This window comes from Moorena sp. SIO3I8, from assembly GCF_010692325.1.
Taxonomy (GTDB): Bacteria; Cyanobacteriota; Cyanobacteriia; order Cyanobacteriales; family Coleofasciculaceae; genus Moorena.
In genome coordinates this window covers 44,974-61,578 of record NZ_JAAHHW010000034.1, presented here as the reverse complement: position 1 = coordinate 61,578, position 16,605 = coordinate 44,974, and the positions used below count along the sequence as shown (strand labels likewise).

The following is a 16,605-nucleotide window of genomic DNA, read 5'->3' as shown; positions in this document are numbered from 1 at the left end:
GGGTCGGCGTATCAAGATTTCGGGGGCTCAGTGGGATGAGAGTAACGTCCCACAAGTCTTGAAGCATCGGTGTGCCTACCTCAACGGGCAATTTTCAACTTGAGTCTTACAAAACTGAGATGCACTCAAAGAAATTCTTGACTTATTTGGAGCTACTAAATTTATTTCTACAAAAAATGACAACTATGCCCAAATTGAGAAAATTGGACGGAAAATTGGCAAGATTAAGTAAATAAGCTGATCTACATTTAAATTGGCTATTCCCCGTTCCTTTATCCGCTGTTCCCTGTTACCTTTGAGCAATTTAGGTGGCGTTGCGTCAGTCTTCGCGCTGAATAGGAGTAGGGTGGGCATCCTGCCAGCCAGAAAAGATCGCCGAACAGGCAAGATGCCCATTCCACAGGTGCGACCCGTGGCGAATTTAATAATTAGATGCGGAAAGCGCACCTAAAAACTTTTAAAATCATTCCAATATTAAGCAACGCCAAATGCTGAAGAGCTTATCACTAATCACCAATGACTAAAATTCCTATCTTTGAACTCAAACAGGTATCCCAGCAATTTGGCCAGTTTCGGGCATTGACTAACCTTAACCTCAAGATTTATCCTGGGGAACGAGTTGCCCTAGTGGGGGCGAGTGGTGCAGGTAAAAGTACCTTGATGCGCCTGCTCAATGGCATCTTACTCCCCAGTCAAGGAGAAGTCTGGGTCTTAGGTCGTAATCTAGCTAGAATCTCCCCGCGCCAATTGCGTCAGGTGCAGCGTCGCCTTGGCACCGTTTACCAACAGTTCAATCTAGTCAATAACCTCCGGGTGATTCATAACGTTAATGCCGGTCATTTAGGACGCTGGTCATTGATGAAAGCTCTTATTTCTTTATTGTTTCCCCAAGAGGTAGACACTGCTCTCAAGGCTTTAGATCAGGTAGGAATTCCCGAAAAGCTTTATGCACCAACCGAGGAACTGTCTGGAGGACAGCAACAACGGGTTGCCTTAGCTAGAGTGCTGGTGCAAAATCCTGACGTGATTCTTGCTGATGAACCGATTTCTAACCTGGACAGGCAAATGAGTCGGGAAATTATGGATTTGCTAAAGGAGATAAGTGAAACCGGGGGAAAGACATTAGTAACTAGTCTGCATTCTATCGAATTCGCCTGCAGTCATTGCGATCGCTTGGTGGGATTGCAACGGGGAAAGATTGTCTTTGATGTTCCTCCAGGGGTTTTGTCTCAGAGCATGATCGACAAATTATATGCTACAGAGACTGATCTGATGAATGTATAGTTTGAAATTTTTAGGAACATTTCCGTCTAAACTTATATAGCATTCGAAGTAAAGTTTAAGACACATTAGAAATCTCCAAATAATCTTTAATCGAGTCAAATAAATAAAATTAAACGTGTGAAAAATTATCATTTTTAAAAAATAATTTTATAAACGATATTAGCGTGACCAAATTAGTTATATTAATTGCATAAATTTTGACTACAGTCAAGCTAATTTATTACATATTTACACTACCATTTATTTCGTTTGTTTCGTCTATTAACCTCTATTTTTCGGGTGTTATGGTATTATATAAATCTATATTTGTGTTCCCTGTTCCCCGTTTTATGTTCCCTGTTCCCTTGAAAGCAAAATACTATTAAAATCCGTTGCAATAACTTAGATGACTCAAAGTTTATCTCGTCCACCATTACTGAATCGCAGCCTGCTGTGGGCAATTTGTTTTGTCATTTTTATCGGGATGGCGGTTGTTAAAGCTGGTATCTTTGAGCAAGATCTTGTTAATGTGGGAGGATTTTACCAACTATTGCGATTCTTGCGGGCGAGTTGGCACCCCGAAGTGAGTCCTGAGTTTCTGCAGCTGACCCTGAAGGCTACCCTCACGACCCTAGCTTATGCCGCCTGTGGCACTTTTCTGAGTATCTTGCTCGGCGTGGTGGCAGGAGTTATCACCTCCCAGGTTTGGTGGTTGACAGTCTTGCCTCACTGGACTCTGCGACAACCCATCTGGCTGGGAATTCGGGGACTGCTGGCCTTCCCCAGAGCAATTCATGAGATGATCTGGGGCATTTTTTTTGTCAGTATCTGGGGTTTAGATCCTCTGGCGGCCATTATGGCCATCGCCATTCCCTATGGGGCAATAGTCGCGAAGGTCTTCTCAGAAATTCTGGATGAAACGCCCCGGGGTGCTTTGATGGCATTACTCAGTAGTGGCGTGTCCCCCTTGATGGCCTTTCTTTACAGTATCATTCCGCAAGCCTTTTCAAATCTCCTGTCCTACACCCTCTATCGCTTTGAGTGTTCCATTCGTTCAGCTACTGTACTGGGGCTGGTTGGGGCTGGTGGGTTGGGCTATGAGATCTTGCTGAGTTTACAGTCTCTGCGTTACGAACAACTATGGACATTTTTCTATGCCCTAGTTTTATTAAGTGCTGTAATTGACATCAGTAGTGTCATCTTGCGCCGCCGGATTAATTTGACAGTAGTTTTAATTTTAGTGGCCTTGTGCTGTTTGGGGTTTTTGTATGTCAGTCCTGATGTGAGCAAGTTTTGGTCTCCCCGAACTCAAAAACTCTTGGGTGACATTGCCCAAGCATCATTTCCCCTCGATTTTAAGGCTGTGCCCTTGTCGCAGCTGTGGAAGTTATCACTACAAACTCTAGTTATGTCTGTCCTGGCCAGTGCTGGTTCTGGTCTTGTAGGGATTGTTCTGTCTTTTCCGGCAGCCCATAATTTTTTGCTACCAGGGGGATTGCTCAATCCCAGTCCAAAAGCTTCCCGATTAGCTGCCTTACAAGGCTGGTCTATCCTAGTATTCACCAGGATCATACTAATGTTTGGCAGAGCTATTCCTGCCCCAATTTGGGCATTAGTGGTGATGTTTGTCATGTTTCCGGGAGTGTTACCTGGTGCGATCGCCCTAGGATTGCATAATCTTGGCATCCTTGGCAGGTTGATGGCAGAAATCAATGAAAATTTGGAAAAGCCTCCCTTAGAAGCCTTAAAAGCACAAGGAACTCCAGGAGCACTCTTGTTTCTCTATGGGATATTCCCGATGAATTTACCTCGTTTTCTGGCTTATATTTTCTATCGCTGGGAGGTATGTATGCGGGAGACAGTCATTGTAGGATTAGTTGGGGCTGGAGGATTAGGGGTGTTGTTGACCGAACAACTGAGCAGCTTTGATTATCGCAGTGTGGGCGTGACGCTGGTTTGTTTTGTCTTTTTGACTTTTTTCGTTGATTGGGTGAGTGCTGCCGCTAGAGAATCGATAACTCCTCATAAATCTCTAAACTATTGACACTCCCCGCTAATCGCGAGACGGGGATTCTTCACTCAATGACTCGGCTTGCTGAACCTGACCGGAATCAAGGACAGTAGAGGCCAAATCTCCTGAAGCGTTTGGATTAATAATCCAAGTTCCGACGTGCCCCGTCGTACTTATGGCTCGATTTCGGATGTTGATAGCGGCATTGTGGTCTCTATCAAGTTCACACCCACATTCACATACATGAGTCCTAGTAGATAGGGACTTTTTAACAGTTTCACCGCATTCAGAACAGTTCTGGCTAGTGTAGGCAGGATTCACTGCAACAGTCATCCTGCCAAACTTAATCCCAAAATGCTCCAACCATTTCCTAAATTGATACCAACCAGCGTCATTAATAGATTTGGCGAGACAGTGATTTTTTACCAGATTCTTAACTCTTAAATCTTCGTAGGCGACCAGATCGTTAGATCGGATTACGCAACGTGCAAGTCTCTTTGCATGTTCTTCACGCTGCCTACTTATTTTAAGGTGCTGTCTACCTAGTATATTGACCGCTTTTCTTCGGTTGGATGAGCCTTTCTTTTTTCGGGAAACCCGACGTTGATAAAATTTTAAACGTCTTTCCCCTTTTCTATAGAATTGGGGGTTAGGTTCAGAATGACCATTGGAGTCTGTATAAAACTCTTTGAGTCCTACATCCAGACCAATCATTTCACCTGTGTGCTCTACTTCCTCTTTTACGTTAACTGCAACGCAAAATTGAACATAGTACCCATCAGCTCGTTTAACTATCCGAACCCGATTAATTTGCTTCTTGTCGAAGCGCCACAAGTCCCAAGTCCCCTTTAGCTTAAGCTTTCCAATCCCTTTTTTGTCTGTGAACGTTATCGACTTTTTATCAGGAGATAACTTCCATCCTGACTTCTTGTACTCGACAGAGCGAGCACGCTTTTGGAATCTAGGAAAACCCTTTTTGCCTGGAACTTTTTTCTTGCAGTTATCGTAGAAGCGAACAATCGATGACCATGCCCTCTCAGATGCAGCCTGACGAGCGGTAGAGTTTAATTCATTAGCAAAGGTAAACTCTTTAGCTAGTATTTTAGAGTACCGGCTAAGGTCACTTTTTCCTGTCCCTTTGTTGTCTAACCACAGGCGAATACAACTATTTCGGATAAACTTAACTGTCCGGATAGCTTCGTCTATAGCTGAATATTGATACTTTTTGCCCTTGGCTTTAAACTCTAGAATGATCATTGACCTTAGATCACGCTACGCGAACGAAATTCGACCTCCTCGACCTTGACCAACGGTCACGCTACGCGAACGGTCGCGCTACGCGAACGATATGTCTTTACTCTAGCAATTTTATATAAAAGCGTCAAGTACTAGTCAAGATTTTTTTCACGGCGACTCAAGTCGCTGCTAGTCTTCATCCCGGAGACGAAACCTTAGAATAGTGGAGCCTTATTACAAAAACCTTCAAACTTTTACTCATAACCTGCCGACTATAAAGGCTCCACTATTCTTGCGGTAAATTCTAACCCGGTTTAAAAACGCGGGGCTTTCGACTTGTGCGTCCCCTCGTAATGGGATTATGCTTCTGCCTTACTGGCGTTGCACAATAACAGGATGATGTACCTATTTGCCGAAGGAAGTTTGAACTGTAGACTATAAGCCACTTTTAGTTATGTGCAAAAAATGGTAACATCCCACAATTGTGCAACGCCCCCTCACTAACCTAAAGCTTGAGCGAGATCTTCTAGTAAATCGTCAGTATGTTCAAGACCAACAGACATCCGTAACAGATTGTCTGGGGTTCTGGTACCAGGAAATTCCATCGAAGCACGATGTTCGACTAAACTCTCGACACCACCCAAGCTAGTGGCTCGTGTAAATACTTTCACCTTGCCAGTAAAGGCAAAGGCATCTTCCCTGTTTCCTTTAACTTGGAAAGAAATCATACCCCCAAACAGGTTCATCTGAGCAGCAGCAATTCCATGTCCTGGATGGTTTGTCAACCCGGGATAATGAACAGCTTCTACTTGGGAGTGTTCTTCTAAAAACCGTGCCACCTTCAAGGCATTTTCTGAATGAGCTCTCATGCGGTAGGGTAAGGTCTGAATGCTCCGCAGGAGTAACCAACAGTCGAAAGGGGCGGCTACTGAACCGCCAGCCATCTGAATTGTTTTAATTTTGTGAAAAAATTCATCCTTAACCTTAGTAATCACGGCACCTCCTAAGACATCACTGTGTCCACCGAGATACTTGGTTGTGGAGTGGATAACCAAATCTGCCCCCAACTCCAATGGACGTTGGCTAATCGGTGTTGCCCAAGTGTTATCGCAAACACAATAGACATTATGCTGATTGGCAATGTGGGCAATTTTGCTGATATCGGTAACCCTTAACATCGGATTGGAAGGGGTTTCTATCCAAATCAGCTTGGTGTTGGGTTGAACTGCCTCCATGACTGTGGTAGGATTAGCCATATCTACAAAAGTAACCTCCAAATTCCAAGGGCCGAAAATTTCTCGCAAGAGAAACCCAGTTCCTGTGTAACTATCTAGAGGTGCAACTACATGGTCTCCAGGAGACAAAGCCTGGAAGATACTCAAGGTAGCTGCTGAACCAGAAGAAAAAGCGGCGGCGGCTGCTCCCCCCTCCAATTTAGACAGGCATTTCTCCAAACTATCCCGATTCGGGTTATTGTCTCGACTGTAGTTATAACCCTGAGGGTAGCTGCCGTCTGGCTGACGTTCAAATGTAGTAGATAGATAAATTGGGGACACTACTGCCCCTGTGGCTGAGTCAATATTATGGCCAGCATGCACTGCCAGTGTCTCAATTTTCATGCAACCTTTTGCTCAAATCACTGATAATACCTTTTCATAGGGAAGACGCCACATCATCTATATATGTATATATATAGAATATAGCTTTCCTCATACTTATGAGGTACAGTCAATTTTCTCCCGCCCTTATTAAGGGGGGCAAGGGGGGATTATTACTCCCTACTCCCTACTCCCTACTCTCTACTCCCTATTCCCTAAAACCCAGGACTTTGTACCTCACCCAATTGAAAACTACTATATATACATGTTGGCCATATCATGCCGCATTAATCCGGTCTACGTTGTGTGATTGACTACATAAGACTTGCTTATCACTGACAATAAGGGTAAAACTTAATCAAAACGCATATTCACTAAGGTTTGTTGCCAAATTGCCAGTACCATAATAAAAATTTACCAATCGTTTTAATTGGGTTGAGTTACTTATAGGCTTCCCATTGCCCCGGTATGATAGGGGAGTTGTTGGTAATTATAAAAAAATTGTGAAAAAAATTACACTCTTAGGTTCCACTGGCTCAATAGGTACCCAAACTCTCGATATTGTTAATCAATACCCCGAGCAATTCCAGTTAGTGGGATTGGCAGCTGGGCGCAATGTGGAAATGTTAGCCGCTCAAATTCGGCAATTTCGACCGATAATTGCCGCAATTCGTGATCAAGAGAGATTGCCAGAACTCAAAGCAGCAATTGCTGACCTTGACCCCCAACCTATCCTCCTAGGGGGCGAAGCTGGAGTGGTAGAAGTGGCACGCTATGGTGATGCCGAAGCTGTAGTTACTGGCATTGTCGGCTGTGCGGGTTTGTTGCCTACTATTGCTGCTATTGAAGCGGGTAAAGACATTGCTTTAGTGAATAAAGAAACTCTAATTGCAGGTGGTCCAGTGGTACTACCGTTAGTCGAAAAACATGGTATTAAGCTGCTACCAGCTGACTCAGAACATTCGGCAATTTTTCAGTGTCTTCAGGGAGTGCCAGCAGGGGGATTGCGGCGGATTATCCTAACTGCATCTGGGGGGGCTTTCCGAGATTGGTCCGTGGACAAGTTAGCTTCAGTGAAGGTGGCTGATGCCCTCAAGCATCCCAACTGGTCCATGGGACGTAAAATTACTGTGGACTCTGCCACTCTGATGAATAAGGGATTGGAAGTGATTGAGGCTCACTTCCTGTTTGGCATGGATTATGACCACATCGACATTGTGATTCATCCCCAGAGTATTATTCATTCCCTGATTGAACTACAAGATACTTCAGTATTAGCTCAGTTAGGTTGGCCAGATATGCGCTTACCTTTACTCTATTCCCTGTCATGGCCGGAGCGGATCTATACCGATTGGGAACCACTAGATTTGGTGAAAGCTGGTAATTTGACTTTTAGGGAACCGGATCATCAGAAATATCCCTGTATGAACATCGCTGATGCGGCTGGTCGGGCTGGTGGGTCGATGCCAGCGGTATTGAATGCAGCGAATGAGCAGGCAGTTGCCCTATTCCTAGAGGAGAAAATTGGTTATTTGGATATTGCTCGTTGTATTGAATCTGTATGCGATCGCCACCAAGCTGATAACTGTTCCAATCCTTCTTTAGACGATATCTTGGCAGCAGATCGATGGGCAAGACAGGAAGTTTTAGCTGCTAGTAAGTTGCTCCGGGATTCGATCACTTTTCCGCAGCCTGTCGCTTCAACAAGTTGATTGGCTTCAAGACCTGCTCAAAAATCCAAAAAACGTTTTGGGAATAGTCGCCCATAGCCCCGACCTCAAGGCATAGCTCAGTCGGGGTAGTTTACGCTATGTGCTTGCCTTAAACTTGTGAGTGGACAATAAAAGAAGTTGGAGAGCTACTTATGGACGCCGCTGCACTCTGGCAACGCTATCAGGATTGGCTTTATTACCACGAAGGATTAGAGCTTTACCTCGATATCAGCCGTATGGGGTTTGATGATGCCTTTGTGGAGGCGATGCTGCCTAAGTTTGAAAAGGCATTTAAGGATATGGATGCCCTAGTCAACGGTGCGATCGCAAACCCTGATGAAAACCGCATGGTCGGTCACTACTGGCTAAGAGACCCGGACTTAGCCCCAACTCCAGAACTCCAACAAGACATTGTCAACACTCTCGAAAAAATTGAAACCTTTACCCAAAATGTCCACACGGGTACCATCCATCCCCCTAGGGCAGAAAAATTTACAGATGTTCTTTCCATTGGTATTGGGGGCTCTGCCCTTGGTCCTGAGTTTGTCGCTGAAGCCCTTGCGCTAGACTCTCCTCCTTTAGCCATTCACTTTATTGACAATACTGACCCAGCTGGCATTGATACTGTCCTGACCCGACTCCAAGACCGATTGTCTAGCACTCTGGTATTAGTCATCTCCAAATCTGGGGGAACACCAGAAACTCGTAACGGCATGGTGGAAGTTAAAACAGCCTACGAGTCTCAGAATCTAGACTTTGCTGCCCAGGCTGTTGCCATTACGGGTGTTGGCAGCAAACTAGATCAATTGGCAAAATCTGAAGGTTGGCTAGCCACCTTTCCCATGTACGATTGGGTAGGAGGACGTACCTCTGAAATGTCCGCCGTGGGACTACTTCCAGCGTCACTACAAGGGATTGATATCCGTCAGATGCTGGCTGGTGCTAAAGATATGGATAGCGCGACCGGTAGCAGCCAGCTCAAAAGCAATCCAGCCGCCTTACTTGCCCTATGCTGGTACTTTGCTGGCAATGGTAAGGGGGAGAAAGATATGGTCATGTTGCCTTACAAAGACAGTCTATTGCTATTCTCCCGCTACTTACAGCAGCTGGTAATGGAATCTCTAGGTAAGGAAAAAGACCTAGAGGGCAATACGGTTTATCAGGGCATTGCAGTTTATGGTAACAAAGGCTCAACGGATCAACATGCCTACGTACAGCAACTTCGGGAAGGTGTTCCCAATTTCTTTGTCACGTTCATTGAAGTCTTAGAAGACCGACAAGGCAAGTCTCCAGAAGTAGAACCTGGTGTAACTGCGGGAGACTATCTATCAGGTTTATTACAAGGCACTCGCCAGGCGTTGTATGACAATCAACGGGATTCCATTACCGTAAGCATTCCTCAGGTCAATGCTAGAACGGTGGGGGCATTAATTGCCCTGTATGAACGTGCTGTTGGTCTTTATGCATCCTTGGTGAATATCAATGCCTATCACCAACCTGGGGTAGAAGCGGGTAAAAAAGCCGCCGCTGCCATTCTGGATTTACAGAAACAGGTGATGGAGGTACTACACCAGGAAAGTGTTGCCATATCTATTTCAGAGTTAGCTGAGAAAGTGGGAGCCCCTGACCAAATTGAAGGGATTTACAAATTGCTGCGTCATCTGGCTTATAACCAGCGGGGTATTGTCTTAGAAGGGAATCTGGGGCAACCAAGTAGTCTAAAAGTTTCTGCTGTATAAGCTAAGACACATTTGACCTTTTTTGTTGACGGTTGACTGTTAATCCTTGACAGCCAACTGTCAAATTTAAGGCTAGTTAACAAAAAAGACGTTAGGCTTCCTAGTCAACCCAAGAAACTTGCTAGAATGGAAAGCATAAAAGAGCAAGTTTTAGGTTAGATGTAACGTTTTTTACAAAAAATTAACGTTTTTTAAAATAATTGGCATAAAGGTAGCTTAATTAAAGAGGTCAGAGGTGCAATGGCTCAGTCTGATGTAGTAACTGTCGGTCAATACCTTACTCAACGGCTGCAAGCCGCTGGTGTCAAGCATATTTTTGGCGTAGTGGGAGATTACGTCCTGGGTCTGATGGATGTCTTGCTAGAGAGTTCTGTAGAGTTAATCTACACCTGTAACGAACTCAATGCCGGATATGCAGCTGATGCCTATGCCCGCCTTAATGGTGTTGCTGGGTTGTGCGTTACCTATAATGTCGGTGGACTCAGTCTAGTCAATGCGGTGGCGGGTGCCTACGCTGAGCTAGTCCCCTTGATCGTGATTAGTGGAGCGCCTAACAGTTCCCAGCGGCAACAGAAGTTACTCCTACATCACACTGCCGGTAATTACAATCTACAGCTGGAAATTTTTGAAAAAATTACAGTGGCAGCCGTGAGGCTTACCAGCCCTAGTCAAGCGGCAAGGCAAATCGACCAGACTATTGCTGCTTGTTTGCGCCACCGGAGACCTGTATACATTGAAATTCCCTCAGACATAGTCAATCAACCTTGTCCTGTTACTGGGGAACGTGACTTACCAGAAACCCCAATTATGGATATCAACGCTTTATCAGAGGCAGTTGAAGAGGCTGTAAGTTTGCTAGAGCAATCCCAGCATCCCGTTATTGTAGCTGGGGTTGAACTCCACCGCTACGGAATAGCAGACCAACTTACCCACCTGCTGGAGCAGACAGGATATCCCTTCGCTACGACTCTGTTAGGCAAGTCAATCATCTCCGAAAGCCACCCACAATTCATTGGTAGCTATGCAGGAGCGTTTAGTCAGGAGTATGTACGCCAACGAGTTGAAACAGCAGACTGTATATTGTGCCTGGGTGCCTTCATGTCAGACATTAATCTTGGTGGTTTCACTGCCCAACTGCCCGAAGATCGATTAATTAACGCTAATTCTGACAAAGTTAAAATCAAACACCACTTTTATTCTCCAGTGTATCTAGCCGATTTTATGGCTGGTGTAACTGCCAAACTTAAGAAGAAAAAATCTGATGTCTTGGATATCAAGCCAGCTATAGAGTCTTTGTCTAAACGCTTTAAGTCACAACCTGACCAAAAGCTAACTAACGCCAGATTCTATGAGCGGATGACTCACTTTATTGATGATGACTCAATCGTGATTGCTGAAACTGGTGATGCTTTAATTGCTACTGTTGATTTGGTACTCCAAGGAGACAGCGACTACATTGGACAGGCGCTTTACACCTCTATTGGTTTCTCAGTTCCTGCCTGCCTAGGAGTCGCTTTGGCTGTTCCTAACCGTAGACCGATTGTTTTTGTTGGTGATGGTGCCTTCCAGATGACCTGTCAGGAACTTTCTACGATTATTAGGCATCAACTTAACCCGATTATCTTCTTAATTAATAATGACGGGTACACTATTGAGCGGGCTATCCATGAAGGCTCGTATAACAATATTCAACCTTGGAAATATCATCAGTTACCCCAGGTTTTTGGCAATAGCTGGAGTTGCCAAGTGCGTACTGAAGGTGAGCTAGAACAAGCTTTAGAACAAGCAAAAGTTAACCACAATAGTATCTCCTTTATCGAAGTTCATTTAGATCGCCTCGATTGCTCTGATGGTGTCAAGCGCTTGGGGAAAGCGTTAAGTGCTATGCAAGGATTATCAGAGTAGTAGCTGCTCTAGGCCAGAGGGGGGCTGAGTGACTAATTAATCACAAGGGTGCTTCTTTCAGCAAGCCTAAGCTATGTTGTTGTCTAGGTATCTATATTAATTTTACCAGGCAACTCCTATCTCCAGACAGTTCTGATTGAGCTGGCGTCGCCTTTCGGCGACGCTACGCGAACGAAGTATTTTTGGTAACCAATTGAGCACCAGATGACCTAGCTTAAGAGTAGGTTTGTTCTAAATGTCAGTACTATAGTTATCCCATGCCATTGATTATTCTGGTTGCAGATGACGACCTGGGCACTCGTCTGTCTGTAAGCGATTATCTGGAAATGTCAGGTTATTCAGTTATTACTGCTGAAAATGGTCAGCAAGCGCTGTCTATGATTGAGACTTATCACCCTCACCTTCTGGTTACAGATATTAATATGCCGCGAATAGATGGCTATGAACTGGTGAGAAAAGTGCGTCAGAAGCCCCCATTGCGGTTGTTACCTGTTGTATTTTTAACCGAACTCAATAGCACCAATCAACGCATCAAGGGTTATCAGTCGGGGTGTGATGTCTACCTACCTAAGCCCTTTGAGATGCAAGAATTAGGTGCAGTCATTCAAAGTTTGCTAGTGCGATCGCAAATGATTCATACGGAGTTACGATTCTCATCACCACAGACTACAAAAGAGCTAGTTGATAAATCGGCATCGAGATCAATCAACTCCGTAGAGATTAATCATCAATCAGGGAATAATACCCAAGCTCATGCTCTACAGCTGACCGAGCGGGAACAGCAAGTATTGAATTTACTGGCTACAGGTTTATCCAATGTCGAAATTGGTAACCAACTACACCTGAGTCCCAGGACAATCGAGAAGTACGTTAGTCGTCTGTTCAGAAAAACTGATACGAGTAACCGAGCCGAACTCTTACGATTTGCCTTAGAACACCATTTAATCAAATGAATTCATCCAGTTAACCGCCAATGGCACAAAAGCTAAGTTCACCATTGGCAATTAGTAGTAGTTGGCAGTTTTTAGTTTTGCCTAGTCTTGGTGTAATTGTCAACAACGTGTTCCAGCAGACCTTCGCAAGCGTCTAGCAGTAAATCAATCACCTTATTAAAACCCTCTGGTCCACCGTAGTATGGATCGGGGACTGAGCGCTCGGTGTGATGACGGGCAAAATCACACATTAGCCTTACTTTATCTTTATACTTCCCAGCTGGATCAAGAGAGATAATATCTTCGTAGTTTTGCTGATCCATAGCTAAAATCAGGTCAAATTCTTCCAAGTCAGACCGATTAAACTGCCGTGCTTTCCCCTGGAGTACAATCCCCCGACGTTTGGCAGCTGCTGTCATACGCCGATCCGGGGGAGAGCCAATATGATAACTGGAAGTACCAGCGGAATCGCCGACAATTTGGTCAGAAAGATTTGCTTGTGCTATCAAGTGATTCATGATGTTCTCAGCTGAGGGAGAACGGCAGATATTACCAAGGCAGACAAAGAGTAACTTGCAGGGCATGGGTATATTATTTGGTCAACTACGAGCTGCGCCGTGTTAAGTTTAGCAACGAAATTGCTCTATGGGATAGTTGAACCCATGTGGTGGGATGTCGCTTCATGGTTCAATGTCTAGCAACGCAGTGATTTAAAGACACCAACTTGTAAAGGGATACCTCCTAATTTAACGGTTATGCAAGGAAGAGATTTACTATTTAAGTCGCGCCGTAGCCTTTACCGCAAGCGCCGCCGACGGTTTAACCTACTGACGATGCTCGCAGGGATAGTTCTAAGTTTGATGATTGTGGAATTGTTGGCTCGTTTATTAGTGGCTGCGGTCGGCAAAATTAATGAGATAGCTACCTACAAGGGGGCACCCAGAGATTTCACTGTTTACCGTCCCAAGTTCCTTGACCAGACACAGCAGCTTTATGATGGATTACCAGACCTTGGTGATCTAGCTGTCCAACGGGATCTAGCTGTAGGTTACAGTTTATTAGGGAAGCAACAGAGTGATTTCTGGCGCATTAATGAGCAGGGTTTCCGGGACGACGACCCCGTTCCCTTGGTCAAACCCAAAAATGAAATTCGGATTTTTTTGTTAGGTGGCTCGACAGCCTTCGGTCAAGGGAATGCCAATAATCAAGTTACCATAGCCAGCTACTTAGAAGCTCGTCTCAATCAACGGATAAAACAGCAAAGGCGTTCCCCACAGAAATACCGGCCAATGACCTTACCCCCCTCTGAACCGGAATTAAAGCAAGCACTTGCTCTGCCGCCAAAGATTCGAAATGGTAAGTATCGTGTCATCAACGCCGCAGTACCAGGGTATACCTCTGGCAATGCACTAGCTCAGTTAGCTCTCAAAATTTTACCTTACAGCCCAGACGCAGTAATAGTGTTGGGTGGATACACAGATTTGATCACCCCCAGTGACCAAAATTTAACAGATATTCCTAACACAGAAGCCTTCTTACAAAATGCGACTGGGCATTTTTGGACTCATCTCACCCAGCAGTTGAAGCATTTAGTTACAAAAACTTATCTCGCTAAAGCAATCACATACTGGGTCTTTGATCCTCAGCCGTCAGTGAGTCAGCGGTCTCTAGTGGTGAGGGGGGAGGTTATGCCACTGAAGAAGTATCTTCCTCAGAAATCCGATGAACTGGAACGTCGATTGACGCGCTATCGCAATAACCTCAGACATATGCTGCGTTTAACAGCAGGACAGGGAATTCCTTTACTAGTTGCTGTCCAACCAGAAATAACTGGTCGTGGCAACAAAACGATCAAACCAGCAGAAAAGGAAATTTTGCAGCAGTTAGGAAAAGTTTACCAAAAACAAGTGCAAGCCAATTATCCCAAATTGGTGGTAGCGGGTCAGCAACTGGAGAAAGGCTTTCCCAAAAATATCAAGGTTCTCAACTTGTACACAATTTATCAAAACTTTCCCGAACTCGCCTTTAATGATGCCATTCACTTGACAGAAGCAGCCAATATAGAGGTGGCTAAGAGCTTATATTATGGACTTACGTCACTGCCAAAGCTACAGGTAGCTTCGTTTTACTCAAATATTGATAAATAGTCAGGCATTAATGGGATATTCGGCATGAGGTTTGGAACCATTGAGAATGATTAATTTCCTCATGCCTCTAGTTTTTTCCTACGGAATCCCGAGCGGGGATTGACCGATCAGGTTATAAACCTGGCAAATTTAACCCACTGGTAAGTTGTTCCATGCGTTCCCGCATAGTGGCTGTGGAGGTCTCATAGGCATTTTTCATGGCTGCTAACACCAGTTCAGATAAAACCTCAGCTCCTTGATTGATAGCATCCTCAGAAATCTCTACACGTAGGGGTTCCTGATTGCCACTGAGAAACACCTTCACCTTACCGTCTTCCCCTGATGTTCCCTCAATTTCCATTTGCTCCAACTGATCCTGGAGCTCTTTGGCACCCTTTTGAACTTCTTGAGCTTTTTTGAACGCTTCGGCTAGTTCTTTCATCTTGCCGAGACCGAGACCAAATCCTTTTCCTTTGTCTTGTGTCATAAAAAATCCCAGTTAAGTTTAGAAACCCCATGTCTAATGACCGGGGATGAAAAACAAACATCAAGCGCGGTTTGAACCGCTGCCCAAGTCGGCACGAAGTCCAGTCCATGGGCAACGGGTGCGCTGACATTAGAAATCCTGTGCTGATTTACCTTTATCTATTGTGTATCTATCGTGTATCTATTGTGGTGCTATTGGAATTTTCCTCACCTTAACAGCAATAGGAAATAGGGGAATAAATTCCCGGTGTCGTTATTCATACATGGGCTGAAGCGATATAGTTAACTTCCTGCCGTTCTTTTCTAGTTTAGCCAAGCACAAATATAAACTAAAAATTGATCATGTTGGTGATCAGCTTGGTGATCAGCTTGGTGATCAGCTTTGAACTGATTCCCCAACAGGATCGGTTTTGGGATATCCACTGGAACCATAGCAGGGGATAAATCCCCTCGCTAGTTTTTATCCCTGCTCTAAAGACATAGGGCTTTCAACTGCTAGTTTTTTGGTAAAATCACCTAAAATCCTCACTTCAGGCTCTAACCACAGTGACCAGTGCTTTTCTACTTGCTCCTGTATATGGTGGATCATGCGGAAGATATCGCTAGCCTTAGCATCACCACAGTTCAGTATAAAGTTGGCATGGCGTTCAGCTATTCTAGCACCACCAATTTGGTAGCCTTTTAGACCAATTTGTTCAATTAGCCAACCAGCAGCATAGGGGTCAGGGTTGCGGAACACACTGCCACAGCTAGGTAGGTGGTAAGGTTGGGTAGTGTGTCGTCTTGCCAAATGCTCCGATGTCAGTGAGCGCACCTGTTTTGGGTCAGCACCTGGTTTTAACTGAAATGTGGCCTGGGTGACTATGCGATCGCTACCTTGAAGGATTGAGGTGCGATAGCTAAAGCCTAGGTCTTCGCTACTGAGTTGCGCCATTGAGCCATCAGGAGATAGAACATCTGTATTAAACAGAAGATCAGCTGTGGAACTTTTGTGGGCACCAGCATTCATCACCACAGCACCACCAACAGTTCCAGGTATGCCCACAGCCCACTCTAGCCCTTCCCAGCCTCGTTTGGCAGCCTGCCATGCTAGACTGGCAATCGGTACACCAGCACTGGCGGTAATTCTGCCTGTATCTGCATCAAAGTGAGTATGGCGCAGATAGCGAGTACAAATTACCAAACCCGGCAAACCGATATCGCTGACTAGAAGGTTGGAACCCGCCCCTAACAGGGTTAGGGGTAATTTTTGGGAGTGAGCCCACTGGAAACTAGCTTGTAGGTCTTCTAGGCTCCGAGGGGCGACGTACCACTGAGCTGGACCTCCCACACGAAATGAGGTGAGTTTGGCTAAGGATACCTGGGACTGAAGTGGACAATTGGTTCCTGGAATATACAACTGTAACTGGGAAGGAGTTTTTTTCTGGGTTAGCACGCTAGTTATCATCAGGAAAATCAGGGTAGAGATTCGGATCTACACGCAATGAGAATAATGCCGATCCGTTTTTGGCAGTGAAATTGGCTGAAGTTGCTAGGGGGTAGAATACCTAGAAGAGTTTGTGGAAAGTTGATTCACGAATATCATCGAGACTTGAGA

Annotated in this window: 14 protein-coding genes; 8 read left to right on the top strand and 6 right to left on the bottom strand. The window is 44.9% G+C overall.

Annotated elements, in window-relative coordinates; genetic code table 11:
• Positions 1–183 precede the first annotated feature (183 nt).
• Positions 184–447 (bottom strand): hypothetical protein, encoded by a 264-nt coding sequence (locus F6K51_RS15590; RefSeq protein WP_293021576.1) that lies wholly within the window; start codon positions 445–447, stop codon positions 184–186.
• Positions 448–516: 69 nt separating this feature from the next.
• Here F6K51_RS15590 and F6K51_RS15585 point away from each other — a divergent pair, with 69 nt between their 5' ends.
• Positions 517–1,284 (top strand): ATP-binding cassette domain-containing protein, encoded by a 768-nt coding sequence (locus tag F6K51_RS15585; RefSeq protein ID WP_293021574.1) that lies wholly within the window; start codon positions 517–519, stop codon positions 1,282–1,284.
• A gap of 385 nt (positions 1,285–1,669) precedes the next feature.
• A complete protein-coding gene (locus F6K51_RS15580; RefSeq protein ID WP_293021572.1) occupies positions 1,670–3,307 on the top strand; it encodes an ABC transporter permease subunit in 1,638 nt (545 codons plus the stop codon).
• Positions 3,308–3,316: 9 nt separating this feature from the next.
• Here the strand turns inward: F6K51_RS15580 and F6K51_RS15575 are convergent, their stop codons facing one another.
• Positions 3,317–4,531, bottom strand: a complete 1,215-nt coding sequence (locus tag F6K51_RS15575) for an RNA-guided endonuclease TnpB family protein (protein ID WP_075897520.1) — start codon at positions 4,529–4,531, stop codon at positions 3,317–3,319.
• 479 nt (positions 4,532–5,010) lie between these two features.
• Positions 5,011–6,129: an aminotransferase class I/II-fold pyridoxal phosphate-dependent enzyme gene (locus F6K51_RS15570; RefSeq protein ID WP_293021569.1), complete on the bottom strand. Its 1,119-nt coding sequence runs from the start codon at positions 6,127–6,129 to the stop codon at positions 5,011–5,013.
• A gap of 98 nt (positions 6,130–6,227) precedes the next feature.
• Here F6K51_RS15570 and F6K51_RS15565 point away from each other — a divergent pair, with 98 nt between their 5' ends.
• From F6K51_RS15565 to F6K51_RS15545, 5 genes are all read left to right on the top strand, one after another.
• Entirely contained in the window at positions 6,228–6,422 is a 195-nt protein-coding gene (locus F6K51_RS15565) for a hypothetical protein (protein ID WP_293021567.1), read from the top strand.
• A gap of 189 nt (positions 6,423–6,611) precedes the next feature.
• Positions 6,612–7,820 (top strand): 1-deoxy-D-xylulose-5-phosphate reductoisomerase, encoded by a 1,209-nt coding sequence (dxr, locus tag F6K51_RS15560; protein ID WP_293021565.1) that lies wholly within the window; start codon positions 6,612–6,614, stop codon positions 7,818–7,820.
• Positions 7,821–7,972: 152 nt separating this feature from the next.
• Complete coding sequence (locus tag F6K51_RS15555; RefSeq protein ID WP_293021563.1) at positions 7,973–9,559, top strand: glucose-6-phosphate isomerase; 1,587 nt, start codon at positions 7,973–7,975, stop codon at positions 9,557–9,559.
• 240 nt (positions 9,560–9,799) lie between these two features.
• Entirely contained in the window at positions 9,800–11,464 is a 1,665-nt protein-coding gene (locus tag F6K51_RS15550; RefSeq protein WP_293021561.1) for a thiamine pyrophosphate-binding protein, read from the top strand.
• Between the two features lie 257 nt (positions 11,465–11,721).
• Entirely contained in the window at positions 11,722–12,417 is a 696-nt protein-coding gene (locus F6K51_RS15545) for a response regulator transcription factor (RefSeq protein ID WP_075897512.1), read from the top strand.
• 71 nt (positions 12,418–12,488) lie between these two features.
• On the opposite strand, the gene F6K51_RS15540 is transcribed toward F6K51_RS15545, so the two are convergent.
• Positions 12,489–12,980, bottom strand: a complete 492-nt coding sequence (locus tag F6K51_RS15540; RefSeq protein ID WP_075897510.1) for a low molecular weight protein-tyrosine-phosphatase — start codon at positions 12,978–12,980, stop codon at positions 12,489–12,491.
• Between the two features lie 171 nt (positions 12,981–13,151).
• Here F6K51_RS15540 and F6K51_RS15535 point away from each other — a divergent pair, with 171 nt between their 5' ends.
• A complete protein-coding gene (locus tag F6K51_RS15535) occupies positions 13,152–14,543 on the top strand; it encodes an SGNH/GDSL hydrolase family protein (protein ID WP_293021558.1) in 1,392 nt (463 codons plus the stop codon).
• 112 nt (positions 14,544–14,655) lie between these two features.
• Here the strand turns inward: F6K51_RS15535 and F6K51_RS15530 are convergent, their stop codons facing one another.
• Together F6K51_RS15530 and murB are read right to left on the bottom strand one after the other, a co-directional pair.
• Entirely contained in the window at positions 14,656–15,009 is a 354-nt protein-coding gene (locus F6K51_RS15530; protein WP_293021557.1) for a YbaB/EbfC family nucleoid-associated protein, read from the bottom strand.
• A 459-nt stretch (positions 15,010–15,468) separates the two neighbouring features.
• A complete protein-coding gene (gene murB / locus F6K51_RS15525; RefSeq protein WP_293021556.1) occupies positions 15,469–16,455 on the bottom strand; it encodes a UDP-N-acetylmuramate dehydrogenase in 987 nt (328 codons plus the stop codon).
• Positions 16,456–16,605: the final 150 nt, after the last annotated feature.

Coding starts and splice junctions, on each gene's coding strand:
- F6K51_RS15585 (WP_293021574.1), top strand. CDS start 517: ATGACTAAAATTCCTATCTTTGAACTCAAACAGGTATCCCAGCAATTT.
- F6K51_RS15580 (WP_293021572.1), top strand. CDS start 1,670: ATGACTCAAAGTTTATCTCGTCCACCATTACTGAATCGCAGCCTGCTG.
- F6K51_RS15575 (WP_075897520.1), bottom strand. CDS start 4,531: ATGATCATTCTAGAGTTTAAAGCCAAGGGCAAAAAGTATCAATATTCA.
- F6K51_RS15570 (WP_293021569.1), bottom strand. CDS start 6,129: ATGAAAATTGAGACACTGGCAGTGCATGCTGGCCATAATATTGACTCA.
- F6K51_RS15565 (WP_293021567.1), top strand. CDS start 6,228: ATGAGGTACAGTCAATTTTCTCCCGCCCTTATTAAGGGGGGCAAGGGG.
- F6K51_RS15555 (WP_293021563.1), top strand. CDS start 7,973: ATGGACGCCGCTGCACTCTGGCAACGCTATCAGGATTGGCTTTATTAC.
- F6K51_RS15550 (WP_293021561.1), top strand. CDS start 9,800: ATGGCTCAGTCTGATGTAGTAACTGTCGGTCAATACCTTACTCAACGG.
- F6K51_RS15545 (WP_075897512.1), top strand. CDS start 11,722: ATGCCATTGATTATTCTGGTTGCAGATGACGACCTGGGCACTCGTCTG.
- F6K51_RS15540 (WP_075897510.1), bottom strand. CDS start 12,980: ATGCCCTGCAAGTTACTCTTTGTCTGCCTTGGTAATATCTGCCGTTCT.
- F6K51_RS15535 (WP_293021558.1), top strand. CDS start 13,152: ATGCAAGGAAGAGATTTACTATTTAAGTCGCGCCGTAGCCTTTACCGC.
- F6K51_RS15530 (WP_293021557.1), bottom strand. CDS start 15,009: ATGACACAAGACAAAGGAAAAGGATTTGGTCTCGGTCTCGGCAAGATG.
- murB (WP_293021556.1), bottom strand. CDS start 16,455: ATGATAACTAGCGTGCTAACCCAGAAAAAAACTCCTTCCCAGTTACAG.